The organism is Lysinibacillus sp. FSL H8-0500 (genome assembly GCF_038051955.1).
Taxonomy (GTDB): domain Bacteria; phylum Bacillota; class Bacilli; order Bacillales_A; family Planococcaceae; genus Lysinibacillus; species Lysinibacillus macroides.
In genome coordinates this window covers 3,829,423-3,854,358 of sequence record NZ_CP150292.1, presented here as the reverse complement: position 1 = coordinate 3,854,358, position 24,936 = coordinate 3,829,423, and the positions used below count along the sequence as shown (strand labels likewise).

Genomic DNA, 24,936 nt, shown 5'->3' with positions numbered 1-24,936 from the left:
AATTGTAAAGTATAGTAAAAAGGCAGAGGTGATAAAGTTGAAAAAATGGGTATTCTTCATTTTTTCGTTACTACAAATCGTATGGTTAGCAGGCTGTACTGAGAAATCATATGAACCAATTGAACGTGATCAAGAATTTATAGCATCATTCAATATACAGGAGCCATCACTAGATTTTATTGATGAGGATGGCAATACCCTTGCTACATGGGTATTTGATCAAGCCTATTCAGGTGCAGTTTTGCTTGGGGATGATCGAATTCTATTATATGGACACCAAATAGGTGCAATTGATGTTTATACGATATCAACTGGTGAAAAGCGTTATTCTAAAAAAGTAGCGATTGGCACAACGAATGTGTACTATGATGACAGTATCCAGCAATTTTTTATAGCGAATAGTAAGAACAATACAGTGACAAGCTTTGATCAGGAAGGAAATGCGCTGGCGACACAGCAAATTGGCAATTATCCAATGTCAATGACATCCTATAAAGACAAGCTATATATAGTTAATTTTAAGGACACAAAATTATCGGTGTTAAATATGAAAAATTTGATGATTGAACAAGAATGGCCCATCCAAAAATCATCACATGGTATAGCTGTTTTAGAAGAAACACATGAGTTATGGATAGGTGGTCATGGAGAGGGAAGCAGCCCAAATCGTTCTGTAAAAAAATATGATTTGACGACAGGTAAACAGCATGGGGAGATTGAAATGCCTTTAATGCCAGTGGGGTTAAAAAAGACAAAAGATACCGTTTTTGTGGTAAGTCATGGTCATAATATACTGTATGCTGCTGATTTTGCTGGCACTATAAAATGGCAGCAAGAAGTGGGCGCAAACCCCTTTGTTGTTGAGCAATTTAAAGACTGTATTGTTGTTGCTGGCTATGACGATCATACATTACATTTTATAAAAGATGGTCAGCGGGATAAAACAGTTGATGTAGGAAAAGGAGCTTTTCAACTGTTAGTAAGGGAGGAAAAATAATGACAACAGTCTTAATCGTTGATGATGAACAGGATATGCGTAATTTAATTGAAATGATGCTGAATAACGCTGATATCGAAACATTTACGGCGGCAAGTGGTACAGAGGCTTATGATGTTATCGTGCGTGAGAATATTGATTTAGTGCTGTTGGATGTGATGATGCCGCATGAGGATGGCTTTGTAGTTTGTCAAAGTATACGTGCTATGTCAAATATGCCGGTAATTTTTTTAACAGCACGTGATGCGAATGAGGATAAGGTGAAAGGTCTTACTCTTGGCGGTGATGATTATATTGTAAAGCCCTTCACACACGATGAGCTTGTGGCAAGAATTTATGCTGTATTACGAAGAAGTGGGGCCAATATTTCCGAGCTACAGCAAAAATCTATCGCTATTGGTCCCATTAAAATAGATGAAGTTGCTCGTAAAGTATCTGTGAATGACGAATATATTCCACTTACCTTAAAGGAGTTTGAGCTGTTGCATTTATTTATGAAAAATCCAGGTAATGCCTATACAAGAGAGCAATTGCTTGAGCGCGTTTGGGATATTGATTATGTAGGGGGTACTCGAACTGTGGATACACATATTAAAACTTTACGCATAAAGCTTGGAAAGGATGCGGCAGTGCATATTCAAACGGTCTGGGGAGTGGGCTACCGCTTTGATCCTGGTGAATGAAAAAGATTGCTACACGTATTTGGCTATTAATTTTTGCCTTTTTAGTGATTACAGTTGTCTTTATGTATGTGCTCACAGATTTTCTCTATCAACGTTTATATGTACAGGATACGGAAGATACAATGATTGAAGTAGGCATGAAGCTACAAACCATGTATGATAGTGGAAAGGTGACGGATGAATTTATTGCAGCGATTGAGCAATTTAATGATTACTCAAATTTAAATGTTTTTGCTGTAAGAAATCCACGTGAGTTAAGTGCCTGTGTTCCTTTTGATATAGATTATGAAACATTAATTGGTGCTGAGGAAAGACTAAAACTTTTATCCGGTAAATATGTGCAAAAAATTGGCTACGAGCCCCGCTTTGATCGACAGCTTATTTCAGTAGTCATCCCGCTTGTTGATCAAAATAGACTAGAAGGAATTATTTATATTTATTTTCCATTAGCAAAAATTAGTGAGCTAGCAAATAATGAAGTGATTTTATTATTTATTAGTGCTTTAATATTTTTAGTAGTTGTTAGCTATTTAATTTATAAAGGTATTCGCCATATTATGCGCCCATTAAGCGAACTACAAAACGCAGTGGAGCAGATGTCCTATGGTCGTTATGAGACACGTGTGCCTGTCAATTCTCGAGATGAAATTGGTAAATTATCAAGTACCTTCAATAAAATGGCGGAGGCTATTCAGCAAGAGGATGAGGCACGAAAAACATTTTTAGCCACAGTTTCACATGAACTAAGAACACCGATTAGCTATGTAAAGGGCTATAGTGAAGCGATGCAAAATGGTATGATTACAGAACAGCGTAAAGAGGAAACAATTCAGTTGATTGTGCGTGAGGCGAATCGAATGGAACGTTTAACAAATGAATTATTGCAGCTGGCAAGAACAGAAAATGAACAAACAAATATTGTGCTGTATCCAATTCCTCTTGGGGAAACAGTAAGAGAGGTTCAACAAATTTTAACGCATCAGGCCCATAAAAAGAATATTACATTGCACGTAGATGTAGATGATGCATTAATTATTCAAGCTGATGAAGTGAAGCTGAAACAAATTTTTATTAATATTATTGAAAATGCTATTAATTATTCATATGAAGGTTCTAAGGTTGAAATTATTGCTGCGGAGCATAGTGACTATGCAGTTATTATTATTAAGGATTATGGGATTGGAATTCCACAGGAGGATTTATCACATGTAACAGAGCGGTTTTATCGTGTTAATAAGGCACGAAGTCGCGCAGACGGTGGTAGTGGGCTAGGTTTGTCAATTGTTGAGCAACTTGTCAAGCAGTTGCAGGGCAAGCTAGAAATTGACAGTGTGATTGAAAAAGGCACAATCGTTAAAATACAGTTGCCATTAATGGAGGAATAGAAGATGAAAAAGTGGTTATTTGCATTAATTGCAGTCCCTGCATTGCTGGTGGGCTGTGGAGAAAAAAACGAACAAGCAGCTTTACCAGAGCCAGTGGTTCCGGAAATTCCAGAGGTTGAAATTTTAACACCCAAAGAGGTAGCGCTTAATGAAACAATTGAGCTCGCAGCACACGTTAAACAAGGTGGGGAAAATGTAGATGATGCCATTGTGGAGTTTGAAGTGTGGGAATCAGGGAAGCGTGATGAAGGACAAATGCTGGATGGAAAGTTAGACAAAGATGGTGTTTATAAGGCGATGACTACATTTGATCATGATGGGGTTTATTATATGTATGCACATACAACAGCAAACGGTGTACACAATATGCCAAAGCAACAAATTATTGCAGGCAGCCCAGATATGACACAGGTCTTGCCAGAGGATGAAAAGGATAATAGCATGGATCATAACATGATGGAGCACAATCATGATACTACTGATAAGGACGAACATGGTGAGCAAGAAAAAGATGAAAAAAATCATCATTAAGGGCTTGCATTTTTGTTAAAATTGAAATATGATAATGACCAGATGACCGAAATGGTTTTCTGGTCATTTTTTAAAGGTACTATTCAGCTGTACATAACCTAGCAGGAAAGGATGTTATGAATGGATCGTAGGCAGGAAATTCTTGAAGCAGCTACCAAATCCTTCACATTGTTTGGCTATAAGGCAACAACGATGGAGCAAGTGGCAAAAATAGCGAATGTTGGTAAAGGTACGATTTATACATTTTTTGCAAATAAAGAAATCTTATTTCAAGAGATTGCTATGTCACTTGTACGGGAAATGAAGGCAGAAGCGGATGCAGTATTGGATGCATCAGCAAGCTTTATGGATAATGCACATAATGCTTTAATGAAGATGCTACAATTCCGCGAAAAACATCTTTTGTTTGCAAAGTTAATAGAGGAAGAAAAGGAATTACGTACACCAGCAGTTAAACAGGTTCTTTTACGCATTGAGACTGAAATTTTATCGTATGTTACTGGGCTAATTCAGCGACGTATTAAAAAAGGCGAAATTAGAGACTGTGATGCAGAGCTTGTTAGTTATTTATTGCTAAAGGCATATCTTGCATTTGTTGTCGATTGGTACGAGTTACATGGTGAGACTATCCCGGAGGAAAAGATTCTTGATTTATTTAAGGAAACGATTTTTCGAGGATTAATTTTAACTTGATTCGATATAAAAAACGTGTTAAAGTATCGAATCGAGTGCTCTTTTTTTCAAAAATATAGAGAGTGTTTATTTTTTTAATCAAAAATGACCAAATGACGTTTTTGGTCAAAATGTTTAGGAGTGAGAATATTTTATGATTAAAGCTGAATGGCTAAAAATCTTGAAAACCAAAAAAATGCTTATTTCTATTATCGCTGTTTTATTTATTCCAGTGATGTATGCAGGCATGTTTTTATGGGCATTTTGGGATCCTTATGAGGGTTTGCCTAATTTGCCAGTAGCTGTTGTCAATGAAGATGCTGGTGCTGAAATGGATGGCGTTCAATTAGACTTAGGAGATACCTTAGTTGATAAGTTGATAGATAGTGAGCAGTTTAACTTTATAGAAGTGTCAAAGGATGAGGCTGAAAAAGGGTTAAATGGCAGAGATTATTATATGATTTTAGAAATTCCAGCAAATTTCTCTGAGCATGCCACAACACTACTAGAAGACAAACCATCAAAATTAGTGATGAACTACATCCCTAACGAGGGGCTAAACTTCTTAGGTGCACAAATTGGTGAGACTGCGATGGATCGTGTACGTGCTGAAGTAAATTCTCAAGTATCAGCGACTTATGCTGAAAAATTATTCGATTCCATTGCAACAATGGGTGAGGGCTTTACAGAGGCAGCAGATGGCTCGAATAAGCTGGATGAGGGTGCCAAAAAAGTAGCGGATGGTGCTAAGGATTTAAAAGGCTATCTTGAACAGCTAGCATCAAGCACAGTGGAATTATCAAATGGTACAGATAAATTAACAAAGGGTGCTGGAGACGCTGCAAAAGGTGCCAATGAATTATCGAATGGTTTAGTAAAACTACAAGATGGTACTGTGCAATTACAACAAGGTGCACAGCAAGCTGCAAATGGAGCAGCGAGCCTTGAACAAGGATTAACACAATACACACAAGGTGTTGCAAAAGTTGGGGCAGGTTTAAATACTTTAAACGATAAACAGCAACAAATTAGTACAGGTGCAGCTTCTATTGCTGAAAATGCAGGTGCATTAAATGGAGCAGCAAACCAACTGACAGAAGGCTCTGCCAAAGTAGAGGCAGGAATTACTGCTTTATCCAACCAGCTACAGGATATGATGGCGACAATGCCTGAAGAGCAAGCGGCCGTCTTAAAGCAAACTTTAGCAGAATTGCAGGCGGGTAGCGCAAGTGTGCATAATGGCTTAAGCGCTTTATCTGCAGGGACAGAACAATTGCAAGCTGGCGCTAATCAAGTAAGCTCTGGTGCAAGTCAAATTGCAGCAGGTCAGGCAGAAGTATTAGCTGGTGCGAATGCATTAACTGCAAAAAGTAATGCTTTAATGGAAGGTGCAAAAGGTTTACAAGCAGGGAATACTACATTAGCTGCAAAACTAGGAGAATTACATGCCGGTGTGAATACAGCAGTGACAGGTTCTCAAACATTAGCATCAGGTTTAAATGAGCTAACAAATGGTACAACAACCTTAAATCAAGGGACATCCACACTTGCCTCTAAATCAGGCGAGCTAGCACAAGGCTCAGCAACACTTGCAGAAGGGTCTACAGAGCTTGCAGATGGTACGTCTACTTTATCTAGCAAACTAGGCGAGGCAAGTGAAAAGGCGAATGAAGTAAAAGCAAATGAAGACACATATGATATGGTTGGTAGCCCAGTAGAAGTTGAAAAAGAGTCTGTCAACCATGTGCCGAACTACGGTACAGGTTTTGCACCATACTTTATTTCTCTTGGTTTATTTGTAGGGGCATTATTAATTTCGATTGTGTTCCCACTTGTTGAACCAGCTATTCGTCCAAAAAATGGAGCCTCTTGGTTTACAAGTAAAGTGACGGTGTTAGCAGTTGTAGGTTTAGTGCAAACATTACTAACGGTAGTCATTGTTAAATGGGGTCTAGGGCTCGAAGTGAATAGCATGGGCTACTTTATCTTAACAGCATTACTAACAAGCTATGTTTTTTTAGCCTTAATTCAAATGCTTGTTTCGATCTTTGGTGATCCAGGACGTTTCATGGCAATTGTTGTGCTAATTTTACAATTAACAACGAGCGCAGGTACGTTCCCACTAGAATTAATTCCATCACCATTGCAAGTATTTAACAAGCTATTACCGATGACATATACGGTTCAAGCATTTAAATCAAGCATTTCTACTGGCGATACGTCATTCTTAATGCAAAACTATGGGGTTCTAGCTGGCTTCTTGGTAGCCTTCTTAGCTATCACATTTGGTTATTTCATGTTACTTCACACTAAACGTTACTCTCAAGTAGCTGAAGAAAATTAAAACCAGAAAGCACTCATCCAACAGGCGATGAGTGCTTTTTATATAGGCAAATATTCAGCTCCAGAAATATATGAAAGAATAAGGAAACGAGTGACTAAACTGAACCCGAATAGATCTACTATTGGAGGTTCGGTTCAAAACCGCTTTCGATACTTTTTTGATATGACAGAAGTTGAGGATATATATGGCAATAGAATAAATGGTTAAAACCATAACCTATGGCGGAAAAGGCTGACTTCGTCATCATAAAACTCCAGCTGATATGAGCGTATCAGCTGGAGTTTTATAAGTGTAAGAGATTTAATTAAGGGTTCATCATAAAAATGATGAGGGGTGTCATGATTGTTACGTGTGGGGCACGTATATGACAATTACAGAATAGGCAAATGCTTATAGGTGGTTGCAATTTTCACAAGTGTTGCTGTAGCATTCGCTTTGTTCTTCCATTTTTTCACCGCATTCAGTACACTGCTTTGCAGGTAAGTTTTTGAAAAATTCAACTACATTTTCTAACATTGTGGACGCCTCCTTTAAGTTCATCTGTACTATTACTGTTTCGATATTTCATAGTGTATTATAACAGATGATTTTCGTCAACACAAAAAGCCTAATTTACGGTAAAATAAATATGGATATTTTGTGAAGGAGGAAACGTAAACTATGATTTTCGTTGATAATAAAGGGATTCATGACCCACGCATTAATCTTGCGATTGAGGAGTATTTATTAAAAACAATGGATGTTGAGAAGGAGCCCGTATTGCTTTTTTACATTAATCAGCCTGCCATTATCATTGGTAAAAACCAAAACACGATTGAAGAAATCAATACAGACTATGTAGAGGATAACGGTATTATTGTCGTACGACGCCTTTCAGGTGGTGGAGCTGTTTATCATGATTTAGGGAATCTTAACTTTAGCTTTATTACAAATGATGATGGCGATAGCTTTATGAATTATAAAAAATTCACACAGCCAGTTGTTGATGCGCTGGCAAAAATGGGTGTCAATGCAGAGCTTTCTGGGCGCAACGATATTTTAGCAGAAGGGCGCAAGGTGTCGGGCAATGCACAGTTTTCAACAAAGGGACGCATGTTTAGTCATGGTACATTGATGTTTGATACAGAAATTGATGCGGTTGTTTCAGCTTTAAAGGTGAAAAAGGATAAGATTGAATCAAAGGGCATTAAATCCATCCGTTCAAGAGTAGCCAATATTTCTGAGTTTTTACAGGAAGCAATGACGATTGAGGAATTCCGTCTCGAAATTTTAAAATCTATTTTTGGTGGAGAAGAAAATATCCGTTATTATGAGCTGACTGAGGACGATTGGGCAAATATTCATAAGTTATCGGCGGAGCGCTATCAAACATGGGAGTGGAACTATGGCAAATCGCCACGCTTCAATATTCAAAAAACGCATCGCTTCCCATCGGGTGGTATTGATATTCGACTGGAGGTCAACCATGGTGTAATTGAAGAGGCACATATTTTTGGTGATTTCTTCGGTGTAGGCGATATAGCTGATATAGAACAGCGCTTAGTTGGAACAAACTACGACAGAGCCGCTATTGCTAAGGCATTAGCAGATACTGATATTCCTACATATTTTGGTGGAATTTCAACTGAGGATTTTTTACAATTAATTTATTAAGGAAAATAAAGGTTTTTTTGACGAAAGGTTCGCTGACAATTATGTCGTCGAACCTTTTTTTGATACAATATAGTAAAGAAAGGAGTGCTAATCAATATGGAAAAGCATCGAATATTTATCGTTGAAGATGATGTGAAGATCGCTTCATTACTAGCGGAAACACTTAGAAAATATCAATACGAGGTTGAAACCATTCAAAAATTTGATCATCTTATTGAAGAGTTTACAGCATTTAATCCACACATGGTGCTGCTTGATATAAATTTACCTGCCTACGATGGCTATTATTGGTGCCGTCAGCTACGTCAGCATACAACATGCCCTATTATTTTTATTTCTGCACGTTCTGGAGAAATGGACCAAATTTTTGCGCTTGAAAATGGTGGCGATGATTTTATTACAAAGCCATTTAACTATGAGATTGTGTTAGCTAAAATTCGGAGTCATTTGCGTCGTACATATGGTGAGTATGCAGCAAAACAGGAGGAGCGAACAATTAAGCAAGGACAGCTTACTCTTCATTTAGAAAGAATGGAGTTACATAAAAATGATTTAGCCATTCCTCTACAGAAAAAAGAGTGTATTATATTGGAGCTTTTAATGGGCAATGCGCCAAAGGTCGTTACACGCGAGCAACTACTAGAGGAGCTGTGGGATGACCAGGCATTTGTCGATGAGAATACACTGAATGTTAATATGACACGCGTACGCAAAAAATTAGCGGATTATGATATAAAGTCAACCATCGAAACTGTGCGCGGTGCAGGCTATCGTTTTATATTAAGTGCAGGTGAGCTGTAGTGGGCTGGAAATTATTTTTACGTGATTATGTCTCATTTATTGTGTTCCAGCTTTTACTAGTTGGCTTTATTATGGTTTTATATGCGCTAGATGGGTTTCGAAATGTTAATACAGCGATTTATTCCTTCTGTATCAGCCTTGTACTATTAGCATCATTTTTACTTATCCGTTATTTAATGCGTCAGCGCTATTTATTAAAAATAACGCAGCTTCCTACAACAATGGAGGATGTATTGCAAAAAAATGCAAAAACACCGGAGGCTATACAAACAGAAAAATATATGCATGAATTGTATCGACTTTATCAGCATGAGCTGCACTCGCTCTATGCAAGTCAAAAACGCCATGACCAATTTATGAATCAATGGGTGCATCAGATGAAAACACCTATATCTGTTATTGAATTATTATTGCAGGATGATCGTCCTCTCGATAAAAAGAATGTACAGGAGGAAATTGATCGTTTGCGTAGGGGCTTGGATATGGTACTTGTCAATGCACGCTTAGAAAATTTTGAAGATGACATGCAAGTAGAGCAGGTTCCGTTAAAAGCAATTGTGACTGCAACTGTTAATGAAAATAAACGTTTATTTATTACGAAAAGAGTTTTCCCTGAAATTCATGTCGAGGATGATCTAATCGTTGCAAGTGATTCGAAATGGCTTCGCTTTATTCTTGGTCAGTTTATTACGAATGCGGTCAAGTACACATTTGAAGCCAATAAAAAAATTGTGATTTCTGCTATTCAAAAGGATGACTATGTACAGCTAGCCATTTGTGATGAAGGAATTGGCATTCCTGCCTCCGATCTTTCTCGTGTGACAAAGGCTTTTTTTACGGGTGAAAATGGTCGTAAAACAGGAGAATCTACAGGAATGGGTCTATACTTAGCCAAAGAAATCTGTGAAAAGCTAGGCCATGAATTAACCATTACATCAGAAGTAGGACAAGGAACAATCGTGACGGTAACATTTACGAATTAGGGGGGAATGAGTATGGCAAAGGTATGTATAGCTAACTGGTTATTAAAGATTGAAAAAGAAAAAACACAGGCTCTTTGTGCAACCCAAATAAAAGTACAGGATAAGGCAATATATGAAAGCTTTCGGGAGGCAAATCAAATACTTACTGCAGATTTACTGCATTTTTCAAATACGCTTGGGCTAGACTTACAACAGCCAACAATATTGAATGCCTTTCCTGTAGAGGGAGCACAAATTATGTATAGTGGCTATTATACGGTATGTGGTGAAATTATTGAGGGAGAAATGGATGCTTGGGATGTTGTCATTGGCAAGCATTGCTTTAGCCTGCTTGAGGAATGTTCCACATTGGCGGAGCCCCATTTTCATATTGGCTTTGAAGTAGTGTTACCAGCATTCCTAGAATTAATAAAGAAATAAGGTGAATATAGTATGCCTATTTTACAAATTCAAGATATAACAAAAGTATATGAAGGCAAGGTGACGCATCGAGCCTTAAATCAATTAAGCTTTGAGGTGGAGGAAGGCGAGTTTTTAGCAGTAATGGGGCCTTCAGGAAGCGGCAAAACAACATTGCTCAATATTATTTCAACAATTGATGAACCAACAAGCGGTGAAATTATTGTAGATGGCATGAATCCACATAAATTGAACGCCACAGAGCTTGCCTTTTTTAGAAGAAGACAGCTAGGCTTTGTGTTTCAGGATTTTAATCTTTTGCATATGTTAACGGTTGAAGAAAATATCGTGCTGCCATTAACATTAGACCAGCAACCATTAGAGGTAATGGAGGAGCGTTTGGCAAGTATTGTAGAAAAGCTAGACTTAACTTCTTTTCTGCATAAACGACCAAATGAAATATCTGGTGGACAAGCACAAAGAACAGCAATAGGACGTGCGCTTATCCATAATCCAAGTATTATTTTAGCAGATGAGCCAACAGGTAATTTAGATTCCAATTCATCTCGAGATGTCCTTGAACTGTTAACCAAAGTAAATCAGGATAAACAAACGACGATTGTGATGGTGACACATGATCCAATTGCAGCAAGCTACTGTGATCGTGTGCTATTTATTAAAGATGGTGAATTTTTCAATGAAATTTATCGAGATGATCGTCGTCAAATGTTTTTCCAGCGTATATTAAATGTTTTGAGCTTACTAGGAGGAGGGCAAGTAGGTGACCTTTCGACAATTCGCTTACCGTAATGTCGTGCGGAACAGCCGGATATATGGTGCCTTTTTCATGGCAAGCTTTTTTTCTGTGGCTGTATTTTTTATCTATTCCATGCTGATGTTTCATCCTGATATTGAGCGAGGAATATTAGGAGAAGTATCATTGATTGGAATGGTGGGTGCTGAGATTGTACTCGTCCTTTTTACACTATTTTTTTTATATTATTCCATGAGTGCCTTTTTGGAGGCACGCTCACATGAGTTTGCAATTTTATTACATTTAGGAATGGAAAAACGCCAGATGAATAGGCTTGTCTTTTTAGAGACGATGATTATTGGCTCAGGGTCCATTATTGTAGGAATTATTTTTGGCTTTTCATTTTCTAAATTCTTTTTTATGATTGTGCGCGAGATTTTGCATTTAGAGGAATTACCATTATATGTATCTTGGGAGCCCTTTTTACTGACAATTGGGGTCTTTACAAGTGCCTTTGTTGTTATTTCCTTTATTAGTGTGTATTTTACACGAGAACGAAAATTACGTGATTTGATAAAAGGCAGTGATTATTTAAGTAGCTTAGCAACCTATTCTAAAATTCGGGCTATATACGGTGTCGCTTTAATTTTAATAACGTATATTTTAGCCTTTGTTGTGGGGCATACTTCATTCATTCAATTAACATTATTTATTCCATTTTCAGCAACCTTTGGCACATATTATTTTTTTAGTGATTCTGTGCCTTGTTTTTTAGATTTAGCACGGGGCAAACGTAAATTTTATTGGCGACGCTATCGTCTGCTGTCACTTGCTGAGCAAACCCATATCATGATGGATAATGTCAAGATGTTTTTTGTGGTGACAATGGTCTCAACGCTTGCCTTTTTAGCTGTGGGTGTCTTAGCAACAATGTCCTCTTATACAATTCAATATGATCGTTTAAACCCATTAGGGCTTGTGTATAAAGGCGATGTCGATAATCCATATGAACGGGAGCATATTAATTCTTTACGTCTGCAATTAGAGGACAAGGGCCTATCCTATCAACTATCCCGTTTTGTTGTGGTTAAGCAAACCTCCTCCTTTACGCAAAATGAAGTTGAGGTATTCCGAGAATCGGATATGAACGTTTTGCTTTCGTCCTACAGTTACCCATTATTGAATCTTGCTGCAGGAGAGGCAGTCTTTATACCTTATTCAGAGGACTCCCTAAAAAAATTAAAAAATCGAGTTGTGCATACAGTGCTAGAGGAAAATTCCATACCGATAATAATTGATAGTGTCTATCCTAAGATCGTATTTCCAGGATCAATTGTTAGTGTGAACTCAATTGTGATTAGCGATGAGGATTTCGCAAAGCTTATTCGTCCAATTTTGGATAAAGATATTAGGCAGCCAGTTTATCATTTATTTACATTTGTGATTCCACAATGGATGGAAACAAAGGAGATCGGTAAGGAGATCGCTAGTTTAGAAACAAATTTATATTTTAATAAAAAGGATAAATTTAGTCCCTTTTACTTTGAAAATGCAGGATTAAATTATTCTTATATATTAGCTACCTACTCTTTATTTACATTAGTGGGTGTCTTGGTGGCAACAGTATTTTTACTGGCAGCAGGAAGCTTTGTTTACTTTAAATTGCATACGTCACTTGAACGAGAAAAGCGTAAATTTGATGTGTTAAAGCGCATGGGTCTAACGGATGCGGAGCTGAAAAAGCTTGTAAATCGCCACTTATTTCCGCAATTTTTCTTACCTTGGGGAGTGGCAATGATGCATAGTGCCTTTGCTTTTTTAATGGTTCAAGGCATTTTAAAAGATATTGCAAATATTTCTATTGTGAAAGAGGTATTTTTCGCGTTTGGCTTTTTTGTGTTCATACAGGTAGTGTATTTTTATTTAATTCGTTGGCGTTACATCTCTCATATTCGCTCATGAAGAATTCGTTTAAAAGAGCAAAAAATGGATTACTTAAGCTAATTTATAACATGAAATAAAAAGATTCATTGTCTTTTAGATATATTTCTTATATAATATTACTGAATAGGGATTCATTTTATACAACAAAGGGGATGGTGTAATTGAATTTAGTTTCATGTGTTCGTCAACAGGCAATAGAACAACCAGAAAAAGTGGCGTATCATTTTATGGGGAAGGATACAACGTATGGGGAATTTGAACATACGGTTGGACGTTTTGCACAGGGGTTAAAAGACTTAGGCATTGAAAAGGGAGACCATGTGGCGTTTTTACTTGGCAATACGCCACATTATTTAATTGCGTTGTATGCAACAATGCGATTAGGTGCAACGGCAATACCTGTAAATCCAATTTATACGCCAGATGAAATTTCTTATATTTTGCATAATGGAGATGTGAAAGCAGTCATTGCGCTAGATGCCCTGCTACCATTAGTTGAGAAAGGGGTACAGGCATTCCCAAAGGTACAAGCATTTATTATTTGTGAAACTACAGCAGATATAGCTGAAAAAGTTGCGGCTTTAGCACCAGCAGCTCGTGACAAAACGCATTTATTTACACATGTGATTGCCAATGCTCCTGAAGTGTTACAGCCTGTTGAGGTAGCAGAGGATGATAATGCCATTATCTTATACACTTCTGGTACAACTGGCAGTCCAAAAGGAGCTATGCTGACACATGAAAATATCTATTCAAATGCTCGTGATGTTGCTCATTATTTAGGTATAAGAGCTGATGATCGGGTCATCGCTACATTGCCAGTGTTCCATGTTTTTGCTTTAACGGTTGTCGTGAATGCACCATTATTAAGTGGAGCAACTGTTTTGCTTGTACCACGCTTTAGCCCAGCAGAAATTTTTGCATTAGCAAGAGAACAAAAGGCAACGGTATTTGCGGGTGTTCCAACAATGTATAATTTCTTGTATCAATTACCAGAAGTCAATCCTGAAGATTTCTCAACAATTCGTTTAGCTGTTTCAGGAGGAGCGTCCTTACCTGTTGCATTATTACATAATTTCGAGCAGAAATTTAATGTACGTGTGTCAGAGGGCTATGGTTTATCCGAGGCGTCACCGGTAACATGCTTTAATCCATTGGATCGGGAACGTAAGCCGGGCTCTATCGGCACATCCATTAATAATGTAGAAAATAAAGTGGTGGACGTGAATGGTCAGGAAGTACCTGTTGGTGAAGTAGGAGAGCTAATTGTCCGTGGACCGAATGTGATGAAGGGCTACTATAAGCTACCAGAGGAAACGGCAATGGCAATCCGTGATGGCTGGCTCTATACAGGCGATTTAGCAAAGACTGATGAGGAGGGCTATTTCTACATTGTTGATCGTAAAAAGGATATGATTATTGTAGGGGGCTATAATGTTTATCCACGAGAGGTGGAGGAAGTGTTATTTGCTCACAATAATATTGTAGAGGCAGCAGTGGTGGGCTTCCCTGATCCGAATTTAGGAGAGGCAGTGCATGCATATGTTGTGCTCAAGGAGGTAGCGGCGACTTCAACAGAAGACTTACTATCTTATTGTGCCAAACATATGGTGAAATACAAAGTGCCAAAGGTTATTGAAATTATGGATGAATTACCGAAAAATACAACAGGAAAAATATTACGCCGTTCTCTTAAAGAGAGGGTTTAACAATAGCAAATCAGCCTCCACTATTTTGGGATGTGGAAGCTGATTTTTTTATGGACAGTATGAAATGCTGTATGTTCTTAGCCACACGCTCTTGATAATATCATAAGAAATCAGTTGAAGGGCTCTATAAACAAATGATAGAATCAGTCATGGAACATAACTTCATGCATTCGAGCATATAGTAGCTAATGGAATGGCAACCTTTGAACAGCTATAACGTCAAAGGTTTTGGAACAACAAATGAGCGTTTTATAGCTCGATGTAAATCAGTTAATAAATAAACCGATAATAGAGAAAGAGAGCCTATATGCAATGATTGAGCTTATTCGAGAGTTAATTAGTTTTATTGTACATATTGATGTGCATTTAGAGGAGATTATTCGTGATTTTGGCAACTGGAGTTATCTTATTTTATTTGCAATTGTTTTTGTGGAGACAGGCGTTGTTATTTTCCCATTCTTACCAGGGGATTCCTTGCTATTTGCTAGTGGTACATTAGCCGCTGCAATGGGAGCCTTTGATATGTGGATATTAATCCCTGTATTTTTAGTAGCAGCTATTCTAGGCGATACGATGAACTATCATATTGGTCATAAGGTAGGAACATCTATTCCCCCAACTAGTTTTCTTGGCAAGGTCATAAAAAAGGAACGTATGGAGGCAGCCGAAAGATTCTTTAATACACATGGTGGGAAAACAATTGTCATTGCCCGCTTTATGCCCTTTATCCGTACATTTATTCCATTTGTTGCGGGTGCTAGTAAAATGAATTATGGCTATTTCCTGTTTTATAATGTTGTTGGTGCACTTTTATGGGTATTTAGCTGTACATTGCTTGGATATTTCTTTGGCAACATTCCGATTATTAAAGATAATTTCTCAACAGTACTTATTTTGATTATTTTTATCTCTGTTGTGCCTGCCGTAATTGGAGCTATCAAATCTAAAACTGGTAAATAATAAGGACAGTCCTAAAGTGAGTAACCATCACTTGGACTGTCCTTTCTTTTAGCTATTGTAAATATTGAATAAGGCCTTGACGATCTTCAAGTGTTGTATGAGGAGAGATATCAATTACAACAACATTGGAAGAGGAAGCAAAAAGTGTATATCCAGCTTGCTCATGATCGCGATTAAAATCTAAAAGCATTAAGGATGCTTTTGCTCGATAATATTGAACGCGATGCTCGGGTAATGCTTGAATTACGAGTTCGTTCTGTTCCATGTATAGATGAGGTAATGACATTTCAGCAGAAATATCAATACCATCAATAATAGCTGGAAATTGATAATAGGATACAAGCACTTTACCTGCTGGAATATCGTCATTATAGCGATAACGAATATTAAAGTGAAAGCTAGTAGTATTATTGTTAGAAATTACAGGTAATTCTGTGCCGTGGAAATTAAATTCCCATGTCTTCTGTAGATGATCTTTGGTTAAATAAGATGCATGATTTTCTTGATCATATGTTTGAATGGTATGACCATTCTTTTCGCTAGATTTTAAATCAGTTCCAGATAATACTTGGATGGGTGACTCTGCAAAAAAGCTTAAATAAAGAAAGGCACATAGGCCAAGTATAAGATAACCTGTAATACCAATGATAATTTTTCGAGGTGACCAGAATTTTTGTGTGATTCTACTAAATTTACTCAATAGAAAAATGATGATCAGAAGTATAAATAAAAATAGCATCATAAAAGAAATCATATGTTAGACACCTCCGATTGATGAGCAATCCAAATCGTGAGACCAAAGCATAGAGTCGCTAGAAGGAAATAGTAGATGCTAATCTTAAGATTTGACAAAAGAATAAATGATTGCAAATTAATGAACTCGGGATAGACAAGAAGTACAAAAAGGCTGACGCTAAAGAAAAGTATAGCAGCTAATTTAAATATAATTGGCCCATGGAAGCAATAGCCTATCAGTAAGCCAACTGCTCCAAATAAACAAATACCACCGAAGCATACTAGCAAAATTGATGGCGAGATAATAAGCTGATCAATGATTAAAGCATCCTTTTGTCGTAAGAGCAGCCCTATTAATTGAATATAATAGGAAGAAGCGATAATCATAACCGCTATCATACTATATAAAATAACTACTAAAATAGTAGCTACAGCACTAGATGTCTGACTTGAAATAATGGCTAAATCATCTCGGCGATACGCCTTTGTAGAAAAAAGCAGCCCTGTAATAAAAGCCCACAGCATAGCAACCATTACATAAACATCCAATGAATAAATAAAAAATTGTACATTTACATTTCCACGACCATAGCCCTCTGAAGCATTACCATGGTTGAAAAATAGCAAAGTGAAAATAATTTGCAAGATAACAAGTGAGCTAAGAGCTGAAATATAGAGCTTTGCCTTCCACTTAACTTGTTTTTTTATAATAAGGATGGGAGATAGCTTAGTCAAAGATTGCATCAATATCACTTCCTTCTTCATAGGTTAAATATTTGCATACATCGCTTACAGATAGTGCTGTCTGAGTGATTCCTCTTGCTTGTAATTCCTCATGGGACAGCTTGAGCTGATAGGCATCAACAATAATAGAAGATAAATTAGCCATCGTCTTACGGGCATAGATGGGTAGATAGGCACATAATACATCTATTTCTTCATTTGGTCCGGTTAAAGAAATAAGCTGTTCTCTCAATTCATCAATAGTAGCATGAGTAATTATTTTCCCCTTATGAAGTAATAAAATTTCCTCTAAAATCGTTTCCATCTCTTGTAAATGGTGACTTGCAATTAAAATCGTGCGAGGAAAGGCGATATATTCTTTTAAAATAACTCGATAGAAATCCTGGCGTATCGCTTCATCCATGCCATTCATCGGCTCATCTAAAATCGTGAAGGCACAACGAGCAACTAGCCCGTAAACAACATTAAAAATAGCTCTATGTCCCTTTGATAGCTGTTGGTGTTTCACAGCAAGATCAATTTCGGCATACTGGAGCAAGCGATAGGCTAAGTCATTTTGCCAATTAGGGTAAAAATCAGCGGCCATTGTTAATATATCTGATAGTGATAAATAATTAGAGAAGCTTAATTGATCGTCAATTAAAATGGTATTAGCAGCCGTTCGAATATTATTAAATGGGTTTTGATCGAATAGTTGACATGTACCATTTGTTGCTTTTATATGCCCTGAAAAAATATGTAGTAATGTTGATTTACCAGCGCCATTTCGCCCAATAATCCCTACAATTTTTTGACCATCGATAGCACAAGTGACTTGCTGAAGTGCCTGCCGATGCCCATAGCTTTTACTTAACTGTTCACATCGAATAACTTTCATTTTAATTCCTCCTGAGTTTTTTGAATAAGTCGTAACAATTCTTCATCCGACACAAGTAAACGTCTAGCCTCTAATACAAGGTCCTTTGCCATTTTTGTTAATATTTCATTGCGCCGCTTTCGTAAAATTTTGTCCTTCGCATCGGCTATCACAAACATCCCTAATCCGCGTTTTTTGTAGAGTAGCTGCTCTTCAAGTAAAAGTGTTAATCCTTTACCAGCTGTTGCTGGATTAATATTGAACAACTCAGCAAGCTGATATTGTGAATAAACTTTCTCATCTGCCTGTAAGCGATCAGCAATGATTTCGTGTTGAAGCCACTCAGCAATTTGGAGGTATATTGGTGTTGAATTATTTAGCTGAATATGCAATCAAAAAACCTCCCTTCTGTATTATGTAGCATATAGTACATTACTGTTGTAATGTACTATATGCTACATAATAGAAAATGTCCAGACTAAAACTAACTTAAAAAGCCCTCCCATATAAGGAAATGGCTTTTGTACGATCATAGAAAATTGTAGTGAACGATAAGCAGCAGGTTATAAAAAATGATATACTATTAATTACTAGAATATGGAGAAATGGGGGCAACGAAATGGAAGTATTTATTGGCAGGCAGCCTATTTTCAATCTACATGAACAGATCGTTGCGTATGAATTATTGTACCGTGGTAATAATACAAAAAATGCCTTTCCATTGGTCGATTCAGATGCAGCAACGATTGATGTATTGGTGAACTCATTTCTTTCAATTGGTTTTGAAGAAGTAACAAAAGGCAAACCTGGTTTTGTTAATTTTACTGAAAACCTATTAATGAGCTCCATTCATGAATTTTTAAAACCTTCTCAGGTTGTGATTGAAATCTTGGAGGATGTACCACTTACGCCAGAATTGGTAGAGCGTGTTATCGAGCTAAAAAAATATGGCTTTCACATTGCATTAGATGATTTTATTATGAAGGAACAGGTGGAAATCTATGATGAATTATTTCAACAAATCGATTATATTAAAGTCGATTTTCTAGCATCATCCATCGTGAAAAGAATGGAGATTGAAAATAAGATCAAAGAAAATTTTCCACATATTCGATTATTAGCAGAAAAAGTGGAGACACACCATCAATTTGAAGTGGCCAAGTCTTCTGGCTATGTATTATTTCAAGGCTACTTTTTTGAGCAGCCTCAAATTATACAAGCAACAGATATTCCAGCGAATACCCTTCAATATATTCATATTATCTCGTTATTAAAGGAAGAAGAGCCAAATATTCAATTACTGGCAGAAAATATTGAACGAGACATTTCATTGACGTATAAATTATTACAAATGATTAATTATTCATCTCAGCGCTCTAAATCAAAGGTACGCTCCATTAAACAAGCGATTGTCTTACTGGGAATACCGAATTTACGTAAATGGATTTATTTATTGGCGATGCGTGAAATTGATAGGAATACCGATTCTGATATTTTTAGGGAAATCATATGTACCTCATTATTCCGAGCAAAAGTCTGCGAAAAATTAGCAAAGCTGTCCTATAAAAAGAACTTTTCGGAATACTTTTTAGTGGGGATGTTTTCACTGATCGATACATTATTACAAAGACCAATGGATGCTATTTTACAGCAGCTTCCTTTTTCAGAGAATATTACGAGGACACTTTTAGGATATGAAACAGAAATGTCTCCCTATTTAGCGTTTAGTAGTGCTTTAGGGAAATTAGATTGGGCCCGTTTAGAAGCATTAGCTCCACAAGTTAATTTACAATTAGAGGATATGGAGCAAGTATATTACGAAGCAATGGAGTGGGCAGAAAAATCCTTTTAAGTAGCGAGTCCCAAGTTTTCTATAACCTCCTTAATAAGTTGTCTTGCTGTTACGAAGATAGCTTATTTTGTGTTGCTCGTAATAGCAGATTCTCTTCATCGAGATGAAGTTCTCAATACAATAAGTATTTGCTATAATCATTTCGTCTTAAAAAAATTCTGATAGTTGAAGTGGGCGTGGAGAAATGAAGCATGATATGAAGGAAAGCATTATAGAATATGTATATGTGATGATAGGAGCGGCAGTGATTGCTATTGGCTTTAATGTGTTTTTATTACCAAATCAAGTCGCTTCAGGTGGCGTAAGTGGTATTAGTACAATATTACATGGTTTATTTGGCTGGAATCCGGGAATTATTCAATATGCATTTAATATTCCGTTATTTATTGCAGGGATCATATTTTTGGGCAAAAAATTCGGAATTAAGTCATTTATTGGAACGATTACCTTACCGTCTGTTGTGTTACTAACAAATAGCTGGGAGCCTTGGACGAATAATCCATTGTTGGGAGCTCTTTTTGGCGGAATTGTAGTTGGCTTAGGAATAGGTCTTGTTTTTAAAGGGAATGCTTCTACTGGTGGCACTGATTTACTGGCGCAAATCATTACGAAGTTTACTGGATTATCGCTTGGGACAAGTGTACTGCTTATAGATGGCATCATTGCGATTAGTGCAGCAATTGTTTTTGATTTAGAAAAAGGTTTGTATGCGCTTATTGGACTTTATGTTACAACAAAAACGATTGATATTATTCAGCTTGGCTTTAGCCAGTCCAAAATGGTTTATATTATTACAGTGAAACAAGATGAGGTACGTGAAGCTATTTATGCTGAAATTGATCGTGGCGTAACTAAATTACCTGCAATTGGCGGCTATACAGGAGAGGAACGACCCGTGTTAATGGTTGTCGTCTATCAAACCGAATTCACAAAGCTGAAACAACTCATTAAAAGCGTTGATCCATCAGCGTTTGTTATCGTTTCTGATGCATATGAAGTGTTAGGAGAAGGTTTCAAACGTGCATAATTTTGGTATAATGGCGGCGTAAGGTATTTATTGATGATGAGGAGGGGTACTAATGAAAAAAGCAATGTTAACATTAGTGTTCGGATCAGCAATCTTTTTAGCTGCATGTGGTGGCGGAGATAAAAATGCAAGTGATAATGAAGGTAGTACGGCTCCGGACGGTGAAGCAATCGCCATGAAATCTTGTGTTTCTTGTCATGGTGGCGAGCTACAAGGAGCCAGTGGACCATCATTAAACGATGTAGGCTCTCGTTTATCAGAATCGGAAATTTTAGATGTTATCAATAATGGTAAACCTGGAATGCCTGGCGGTCTGGTAAAAGGTGAAGATGCAGAGGCTGTTGCTAAATGGTTAGCAACTCAAAAATAAGAGCTTTTCAAAACTAGCGGGCTGGAGAACCGCTAGTTTTTTTATGCTCGCAAACGCTTAAGAGTAAATATATTTCTTTTGTACATAGTCATGCTAAAATAGAGAGAACCTTATCCATTGATTGGAGGCTTTTTTATTGGGCGTAGTATTAACAAGAGATGTTATGGAGAAATTTAAGTTAGAGTTAGTAGCTGGTGAGGAAGGAATAGGAAGAACGATTGTGACAAGTGATATTTCAAGACCTGGACTTGAAATGGCAGGATATTTTACACATTATCCAGCAAATCGTGTACAACTACTGGGTAAAACCGAGCTGTCCTTTTTTGAATTGTTACCAGCCAATAGCAAGCTTGAGCGTATGCGTTTGCTTTGCTCACAGGATACGCCAGCAATTATTATTTCGAGAGATTTAGAAGTACCTGAGGAGCTTATTCAGGCTTCCAACGAAGAGCATGTTCCCGTCTTTAAAACACATATGACAACAACCAAATTTTCGAGTAGATTGACAAACTATTTAGAGGGACGCTTAGCTCCAATGACAGCAGCGCATGGTGTGCTTGTCGATGTTTATGGGATTGGTGTACTTATAATCGGCAAAAGTGGCGTGGGGAAAAGTGAAACAGCGCTTGAGCTTGTGAAAAAAGGGCATCGCTTAGTAGCGGATGATTGTGTGGAAATTCGTCAGGAATCTGAAAATTTATTAATTGGCAGTCCACCACCTTTATTAGAGCACTTACTCGAAATACGAGGCATTGGCATTATTGATATTATGACATTATTTGGCGCAAGTGCTGTGCGTCCATATAAACGAATTACACTTATAATTGAGCTGGAAATTTGGGATCCAGAAAAAGTATATGATCGCTTAGGCTTAGAAGAAGAGAAGATGAAAATCATTGATACTGAATTAACAAAATTGACAGTTCCAGTAAGACCGGGACGCAATGTCTCTGTTATTATTGAAGTGGCTGCGATGAATTATCGTTTAAAGAAAATGGGCGTCAATGCAGCAGAGGAATTTTCAAGGCGTTTAGATGAAGTGATTTCATCAAATGATGTGTTAGACGATTAAAGCCATTTATTGTCAAGATACAATGGAAAGGAGTAGACGATGGATTTATTACTATTAGAGATTAACCCCGTTGCCTTTCATTTAGGGCCAATTGCAGTTCGTTGGTATGGATTGCTCATTGTCTCGGGGATTATTTTAGCATATGTTGTTGGGCAAAGAGAGGCTGTTAAGCGAGGGCTGCCTGAAGATTTCCTTGCTGATTTATTATTATGGGCAGTCCCTATCTCTATCATTTGTGCGCGTATTTACTATGTGTCAATGCGTTGGGATTATTATAGTGAAAATCCAGGTAAAATCATTGAGATATGGAATGGTGGTATTGCGATTCATGGTGCACTAATTGGGGCATTTGTGACAGCCTACATATTTACTCGCATAAAAAATGTGAGCTTTTTACGAGTAGCAGATATTGCAGCTCCAAGTATTTTAATCGGACAAATTATTGGACGATGGGGCAACTTTATGAACCAAGAGGCTTATGGAGGGGAAGTATCAAAAGCATATTTAGAAAACCTAATGCTACCAGATTGGATTATTAATCAAATGTATATTGAAGAATTAGGTTCGTATGTACATCCTACTTTTTTATATGAATCTGTATGGAACCTAATTGGGTTGATTATCTTATTAGTATTACGTAAGGTGAATTTACAGCGTGGGGAAATATTCTTTGGCTATTTAATTTGGTATTCAATTGGCCGTTTTTATATAGAAGGTTTGCGTACAGATAGCTTATATCTAGTTGGAGATTTACGCTCAGCACAGGTTGTATCCATAATTGGTATTGTAGTTGGTCTAGGTGCAATTATTTATCGGAGAATAAAGGTGAAACCAGCCATGAAATACTTAGATAATAAATAAGGGGTTGTAAAAGATGGCTGTAAAGGCACTACTATTTGATTTTGATGGGACTTTATTGAATACTAATGATTTAATCATTCAAACATTTATGCATGTATTAAATGAGCGATTTCCCGGGCAATATTCGCCAAAAGATTGCTTGAAATTCATTGGTCCCTCATTGAAACAGACATTTAATGACATTGCTCCAGGTGAAGAAGAAGCTTTGATAGCAAAGTATCGCACTTGGAATATTGAGCACCATGATGAACTAGTTAGCCAATATCCTGATGTTGTATCAACATTAGAGCAATTAAAAGCTCAAGGTATACGATTGGCTATTGTGTCGACGAAACGTAATGAGACCATTGATCGTGGACTTGCTATTCTTGGGGCAACGCATTTATTTGATGTGCGTATTGGTACAGATGATGTGAACAATGTGAAGCCCGATCCAGAGCCAGTATTACTTGCGTTGAAACAGTTAGGAATAGAAAAAGAGTATGCCATTATGATTGGTGATAATTCGCACGATATTGAAGCTGGACATCGTGCTGGTGTAAGAGCAGCTGGTGTCGCTTGGGCAATTAAAGGAGAGGCTTACTTACAGCAATTTAAACCTGAATATATGCTACAGCATATGTCGGACTTATTAGATATTGTGAAAGAGGGGTAAGGTTAGATGGCACGTAAAACAGAACGCTATCGTGTCGAAGGAGCCAATTCACTTTGGAATATATATGACACGGTGTCCTTTTGGAAGGTGATGAAGTGTTTCATTATCATTCAAGTTGGCCGCTTCACACCATTTTTACGTGTGAAAAACTGGCTTTATCGTACGTTTTTAAAAATGACAATAGGTGAGCAAACTTCATTAGCTTTAATGGTTATGCCAGATACCATGTTTCCAGAGCGTATTTTTATTGGAAAAAATACGGTAATTGGCTTTAATACGACTATTTTAGCTCATGAATATTTAATAGAGGAATATCGCCTAGGGGATGTTTACATTGGGGATGAAGTAATGATTGGTGCTAATTCAACGATTTTACCAGGTGTGACAATTGGCGATGGAGCCATTGTTTCAGCCGCTACCCTTGTACATAAGGATGTGCCTGCTGGCTGCTTAGCAGGAGGAAATCCTATGCGAATTATTTACACTGCTGAACAAATGGCAGAGCGTAAACGCAATGAAATTGTAGAATGGTGTACCCCTAAAAACTAATAAAAAGCTACCTTAACATAGAGTGAATCTCTAGGATTGGGGTAGCTTTTACTATTTATAATCAATGTTTAGAAATGATTCTATGCATGGACTGCATCATATTCAGGTTTAAATTCGCAGTTATCATGATCACCTAAGCAAGTTGTTTCGACAAAAGTAGACTTAATCGCAGTGCCATCAATATCTTCGGCAGTATGAAGTGTCACTTTGCACCCGGATAAAACTCCCCTTTGCAAATACTAACGATCATTTGCTCACTAAGTTGTACGAATGGACATGCCATAATACATCCCTCCAATGTGTAGTTTATATATTTTTTTATGATTAATGTTATTCTATACTAAACTTTTAGAAATGTAAAAGGAAAAATGGAATGAGAGTAATAATCAATGGATGTATT

26 protein-coding genes are annotated in these 24,936 nt (G+C 37.2%); 21 read left to right on the top strand and 5 right to left on the bottom strand.

All coding sequences use genetic code 11. The features are described from left to right. Positions 1 to 28 precede the first annotated feature (28 nt). The 6 genes from MHB44_RS18410 (at position 29) to MHB44_RS18385 (ending at position 6,612) form a co-directional block, all read left to right on the top strand. A complete protein-coding gene (locus MHB44_RS18410; protein ID WP_341300344.1) occupies positions 29 to 997 on the top strand; it encodes a YncE family protein in 969 nt (322 codons plus the stop codon). Then, entirely contained in the window at positions 997 to 1,680 is a 684-nt protein-coding gene (locus MHB44_RS18405) for a response regulator transcription factor (RefSeq protein WP_341300343.1), read from the top strand. Before MHB44_RS18410 ends, MHB44_RS18405 begins: the two co-directional genes overlap by 1 nt. Further along, positions 1,677 to 3,065 carry a HAMP domain-containing sensor histidine kinase gene (locus MHB44_RS18400; RefSeq protein WP_341300342.1) on the top strand — a complete coding sequence of 463 codons (1,389 nt, stop codon included), beginning with the start codon at positions 1,677 to 1,679 and terminating at the stop codon, positions 3,063 to 3,065. Before MHB44_RS18405 ends, MHB44_RS18400 begins: the two co-directional genes overlap by 4 nt. 3 nt (positions 3,066 to 3,068) lie before the next feature. Beyond that, complete coding sequence (locus MHB44_RS18395) at positions 3,069 to 3,596, top strand: FixH family protein (RefSeq protein WP_341300341.1); 528 nt, start codon at positions 3,069 to 3,071, stop codon at positions 3,594 to 3,596. Positions 3,597 to 3,716: 120 nt separating this feature from the next. Next, the gene (locus MHB44_RS18390; protein ID WP_341300340.1) at positions 3,717 to 4,289 is read left to right on the top strand and encodes a TetR/AcrR family transcriptional regulator; all 573 of its coding nucleotides are present in this window, start codon (positions 3,717 to 3,719) and stop codon (positions 4,287 to 4,289) included. Positions 4,290 to 4,422: 133 nt separating this feature from the next. After that, a complete protein-coding gene (locus MHB44_RS18385) occupies positions 4,423 to 6,612 on the top strand; it encodes a YhgE/Pip domain-containing protein (RefSeq protein ID WP_341300339.1) in 2,190 nt (729 codons plus the stop codon). Between the two features lie 390 nt (positions 6,613 to 7,002). Here MHB44_RS18385 and yhfH read toward each other — a convergent pair whose 3' ends face one another. Then, positions 7,003 to 7,128, bottom strand: coding sequence for a protein YhfH (gene yhfH, locus MHB44_RS18380; RefSeq protein ID WP_083448526.1), 126 nt, complete (start codon positions 7,126 to 7,128; stop codon positions 7,003 to 7,005). Between the two features lie 144 nt (positions 7,129 to 7,272). Between yhfH and MHB44_RS18375 the strand changes: the two genes are divergently transcribed. The 8 genes from MHB44_RS18375 to MHB44_RS18340 all read left to right on the top strand — a co-directional run bounded on the left by MHB44_RS18375 (position 7,273) and on the right by MHB44_RS18340 (position 15,815). Continuing rightward, the gene (locus MHB44_RS18375) at positions 7,273 to 8,265 is read left to right on the top strand and encodes a lipoate--protein ligase (protein ID WP_341300338.1); all 993 of its coding nucleotides are present in this window, start codon (positions 7,273 to 7,275) and stop codon (positions 8,263 to 8,265) included. A 96-nt stretch (positions 8,266 to 8,361) separates the two neighbouring features. Further along, positions 8,362 to 9,066, top strand: coding sequence for a response regulator transcription factor (locus MHB44_RS18370; RefSeq protein WP_341300337.1), 705 nt, complete (start codon positions 8,362 to 8,364; stop codon positions 9,064 to 9,066). Continuing rightward, positions 9,066 to 10,049: a sensor histidine kinase gene (locus MHB44_RS18365; protein ID WP_341300336.1), complete on the top strand. Its 984-nt coding sequence runs from the start codon at positions 9,066 to 9,068 to the stop codon at positions 10,047 to 10,049. The genes MHB44_RS18370 and MHB44_RS18365 overlap by 1 nt, the downstream gene beginning before the upstream one ends. Positions 10,050 to 10,061: 12 nt before the next feature. Continuing rightward, positions 10,062 to 10,469, top strand: coding sequence for a hypothetical protein (locus MHB44_RS18360; protein WP_341300335.1), 408 nt, complete (start codon positions 10,062 to 10,064; stop codon positions 10,467 to 10,469). 12 nt (positions 10,470 to 10,481) lie between these two features. Further along, positions 10,482 to 11,258 carry an ABC transporter ATP-binding protein gene (locus MHB44_RS18355; RefSeq protein ID WP_341300334.1) on the top strand — a complete coding sequence of 259 codons (777 nt, stop codon included), beginning with the start codon at positions 10,482 to 10,484 and terminating at the stop codon, positions 11,256 to 11,258. After that, a complete protein-coding gene (locus MHB44_RS18350) occupies positions 11,230 to 13,164 on the top strand; it encodes an ABC transporter permease (RefSeq protein WP_341300333.1) in 1,935 nt (644 codons plus the stop codon). The genes MHB44_RS18355 and MHB44_RS18350 overlap by 29 nt, the downstream gene beginning before the upstream one ends. Before the next feature lie 143 nt (positions 13,165 to 13,307). Beyond that, on the top strand, positions 13,308 to 14,855 hold the full coding sequence (locus MHB44_RS18345) for a fatty acid--CoA ligase family protein (protein WP_341300332.1): 1,548 nt from the start codon (positions 13,308 to 13,310) through the stop codon (positions 14,853 to 14,855). A 315-nt stretch (positions 14,856 to 15,170) separates the two neighbouring features. Beyond that, positions 15,171 to 15,815, top strand: a complete 645-nt coding sequence (locus MHB44_RS18340; RefSeq protein ID WP_341302998.1) for a VTT domain-containing protein — start codon at positions 15,171 to 15,173, stop codon at positions 15,813 to 15,815. 52 nt (positions 15,816 to 15,867) lie between these two features. Here MHB44_RS18340 and MHB44_RS18335 read toward each other — a convergent pair whose 3' ends face one another. From MHB44_RS18335 to MHB44_RS18320, 4 genes are read right to left on the bottom strand one after another with little or no spacing between them, the layout of a single operon-like run. Beyond that, a complete protein-coding gene (locus MHB44_RS18335) occupies positions 15,868 to 16,569 on the bottom strand; it encodes a hypothetical protein (RefSeq protein WP_341300331.1) in 702 nt (233 codons plus the stop codon). Beyond that, complete coding sequence (locus MHB44_RS18330; RefSeq protein ID WP_341300330.1) at positions 16,566 to 17,294, bottom strand: hypothetical protein; 729 nt, start codon at positions 17,292 to 17,294, stop codon at positions 16,566 to 16,568. The genes MHB44_RS18335 and MHB44_RS18330 overlap by 4 nt, the downstream gene beginning before the upstream one ends. Beyond that, positions 17,278 to 18,171, bottom strand: coding sequence for an ABC transporter ATP-binding protein (locus MHB44_RS18325; RefSeq protein WP_053995117.1), 894 nt, complete (start codon positions 18,169 to 18,171; stop codon positions 17,278 to 17,280). Before MHB44_RS18325 ends, MHB44_RS18330 begins: the two co-directional genes overlap by 17 nt. Next, complete coding sequence (locus MHB44_RS18320) at positions 18,168 to 18,542, bottom strand: GntR family transcriptional regulator (protein WP_341300329.1); 375 nt, start codon at positions 18,540 to 18,542, stop codon at positions 18,168 to 18,170. The genes MHB44_RS18325 and MHB44_RS18320 overlap by 4 nt, the downstream gene beginning before the upstream one ends. Positions 18,543 to 18,769: 227 nt before the next feature. On the opposite strand from MHB44_RS18320, the gene MHB44_RS18315 reads away from it, so the two are divergent. From MHB44_RS18315 to MHB44_RS18285, 7 genes are all read left to right on the top strand, one after another. After that, entirely contained in the window at positions 18,770 to 20,002 is a 1,233-nt protein-coding gene (locus MHB44_RS18315; protein WP_341300328.1) for an HDOD domain-containing protein, read from the top strand. Between the two features lie 184 nt (positions 20,003 to 20,186). Then, on the top strand, positions 20,187 to 21,029 hold the full coding sequence (locus tag MHB44_RS18310) for a YitT family protein (protein WP_341300327.1): 843 nt from the start codon (positions 20,187 to 20,189) through the stop codon (positions 21,027 to 21,029). Positions 21,030 to 21,081: 52 nt separating this feature from the next. Further along, positions 21,082 to 21,399, top strand: coding sequence for a cytochrome c551 (gene cccB, locus MHB44_RS18305; protein WP_341300326.1), 318 nt, complete (start codon positions 21,082 to 21,084; stop codon positions 21,397 to 21,399). Between the two features lie 136 nt (positions 21,400 to 21,535). Then, positions 21,536 to 22,471 (top strand): HPr(Ser) kinase/phosphatase, encoded by a 936-nt coding sequence (hprK, locus tag MHB44_RS18300; protein WP_341300325.1) that lies wholly within the window; start codon positions 21,536 to 21,538, stop codon positions 22,469 to 22,471. 39 nt (positions 22,472 to 22,510) lie between these two features. Continuing rightward, positions 22,511 to 23,332 carry a prolipoprotein diacylglyceryl transferase gene (gene lgt, locus MHB44_RS18295; protein WP_341300324.1) on the top strand — a complete coding sequence of 274 codons (822 nt, stop codon included), beginning with the start codon at positions 22,511 to 22,513 and terminating at the stop codon, positions 23,330 to 23,332. Between the two features lie 13 nt (positions 23,333 to 23,345). Beyond that, complete coding sequence (gene ppaX, locus MHB44_RS18290; protein ID WP_341300323.1) at positions 23,346 to 23,987, top strand: pyrophosphatase PpaX; 642 nt, start codon at positions 23,346 to 23,348, stop codon at positions 23,985 to 23,987. Between the two features lie 6 nt (positions 23,988 to 23,993). Further along, positions 23,994 to 24,536 carry an acyltransferase gene (locus MHB44_RS18285; protein WP_341300322.1) on the top strand — a complete coding sequence of 181 codons (543 nt, stop codon included), beginning with the start codon at positions 23,994 to 23,996 and terminating at the stop codon, positions 24,534 to 24,536. Positions 24,537 to 24,936: the final 400 nt, after the last annotated feature.

What these genes read in the sequence shown, in the direction of transcription:
- MHB44_RS18355 (WP_341300334.1), top strand. Translation starts at nt 10,482, where the DNA reads ATGCCTATTTTACAAATTCAAGATATAACAAAAGTATATGAAGGCAAG.
- MHB44_RS18370 (WP_341300337.1), top strand. Translation starts at nt 8,362, where the DNA reads ATGGAAAAGCATCGAATATTTATCGTTGAAGATGATGTGAAGATCGCT.
- lgt (WP_341300324.1), top strand. Translation starts at nt 22,511, where the DNA reads ATGGATTTATTACTATTAGAGATTAACCCCGTTGCCTTTCATTTAGGG.
- MHB44_RS18390 (WP_341300340.1), top strand. Translation starts at nt 3,717, where the DNA reads ATGGATCGTAGGCAGGAAATTCTTGAAGCAGCTACCAAATCCTTCACA.
- MHB44_RS18405 (WP_341300343.1), top strand. Translation starts at nt 997, where the DNA reads ATGACAACAGTCTTAATCGTTGATGATGAACAGGATATGCGTAATTTA.
- MHB44_RS18335 (WP_341300331.1), bottom strand. Translation starts at nt 16,569, where the DNA reads ATGATTTCTTTTATGATGCTATTTTTATTTATACTTCTGATCATCATT.
- MHB44_RS18375 (WP_341300338.1), top strand. Translation starts at nt 7,273, where the DNA reads ATGATTTTCGTTGATAATAAAGGGATTCATGACCCACGCATTAATCTT.
- cccB (WP_341300326.1), top strand. Translation starts at nt 21,082, where the DNA reads ATGAAAAAAGCAATGTTAACATTAGTGTTCGGATCAGCAATCTTTTTA.
- MHB44_RS18315 (WP_341300328.1), top strand. Translation starts at nt 18,770, where the DNA reads ATGGAAGTATTTATTGGCAGGCAGCCTATTTTCAATCTACATGAACAG.
- MHB44_RS18360 (WP_341300335.1), top strand. Translation starts at nt 10,062, where the DNA reads ATGGCAAAGGTATGTATAGCTAACTGGTTATTAAAGATTGAAAAAGAA.
- MHB44_RS18325 (WP_053995117.1), bottom strand. Translation starts at nt 18,171, where the DNA reads ATGAAAGTTATTCGATGTGAACAGTTAAGTAAAAGCTATGGGCATCGG.
- MHB44_RS18310 (WP_341300327.1), top strand. Translation starts at nt 20,187, where the DNA reads ATGAAGCATGATATGAAGGAAAGCATTATAGAATATGTATATGTGATG.
- MHB44_RS18330 (WP_341300330.1), bottom strand. Translation starts at nt 17,294, where the DNA reads ATGCAATCTTTGACTAAGCTATCTCCCATCCTTATTATAAAAAAACAA.
- MHB44_RS18285 (WP_341300322.1), top strand. Translation starts at nt 23,994, where the DNA reads ATGGCACGTAAAACAGAACGCTATCGTGTCGAAGGAGCCAATTCACTT.
- ppaX (WP_341300323.1), top strand. Translation starts at nt 23,346, where the DNA reads ATGGCTGTAAAGGCACTACTATTTGATTTTGATGGGACTTTATTGAAT.
- MHB44_RS18400 (WP_341300342.1), top strand. Translation starts at nt 1,677, where the DNA reads ATGAAAAAGATTGCTACACGTATTTGGCTATTAATTTTTGCCTTTTTA.
- MHB44_RS18395 (WP_341300341.1), top strand. Translation starts at nt 3,069, where the DNA reads ATGAAAAAGTGGTTATTTGCATTAATTGCAGTCCCTGCATTGCTGGTG.
- MHB44_RS18385 (WP_341300339.1), top strand. Translation starts at nt 4,423, where the DNA reads ATGATTAAAGCTGAATGGCTAAAAATCTTGAAAACCAAAAAAATGCTT.
- yhfH (WP_083448526.1), bottom strand. Translation starts at nt 7,128, where the DNA reads ATGTTAGAAAATGTAGTTGAATTTTTCAAAAACTTACCTGCAAAGCAG.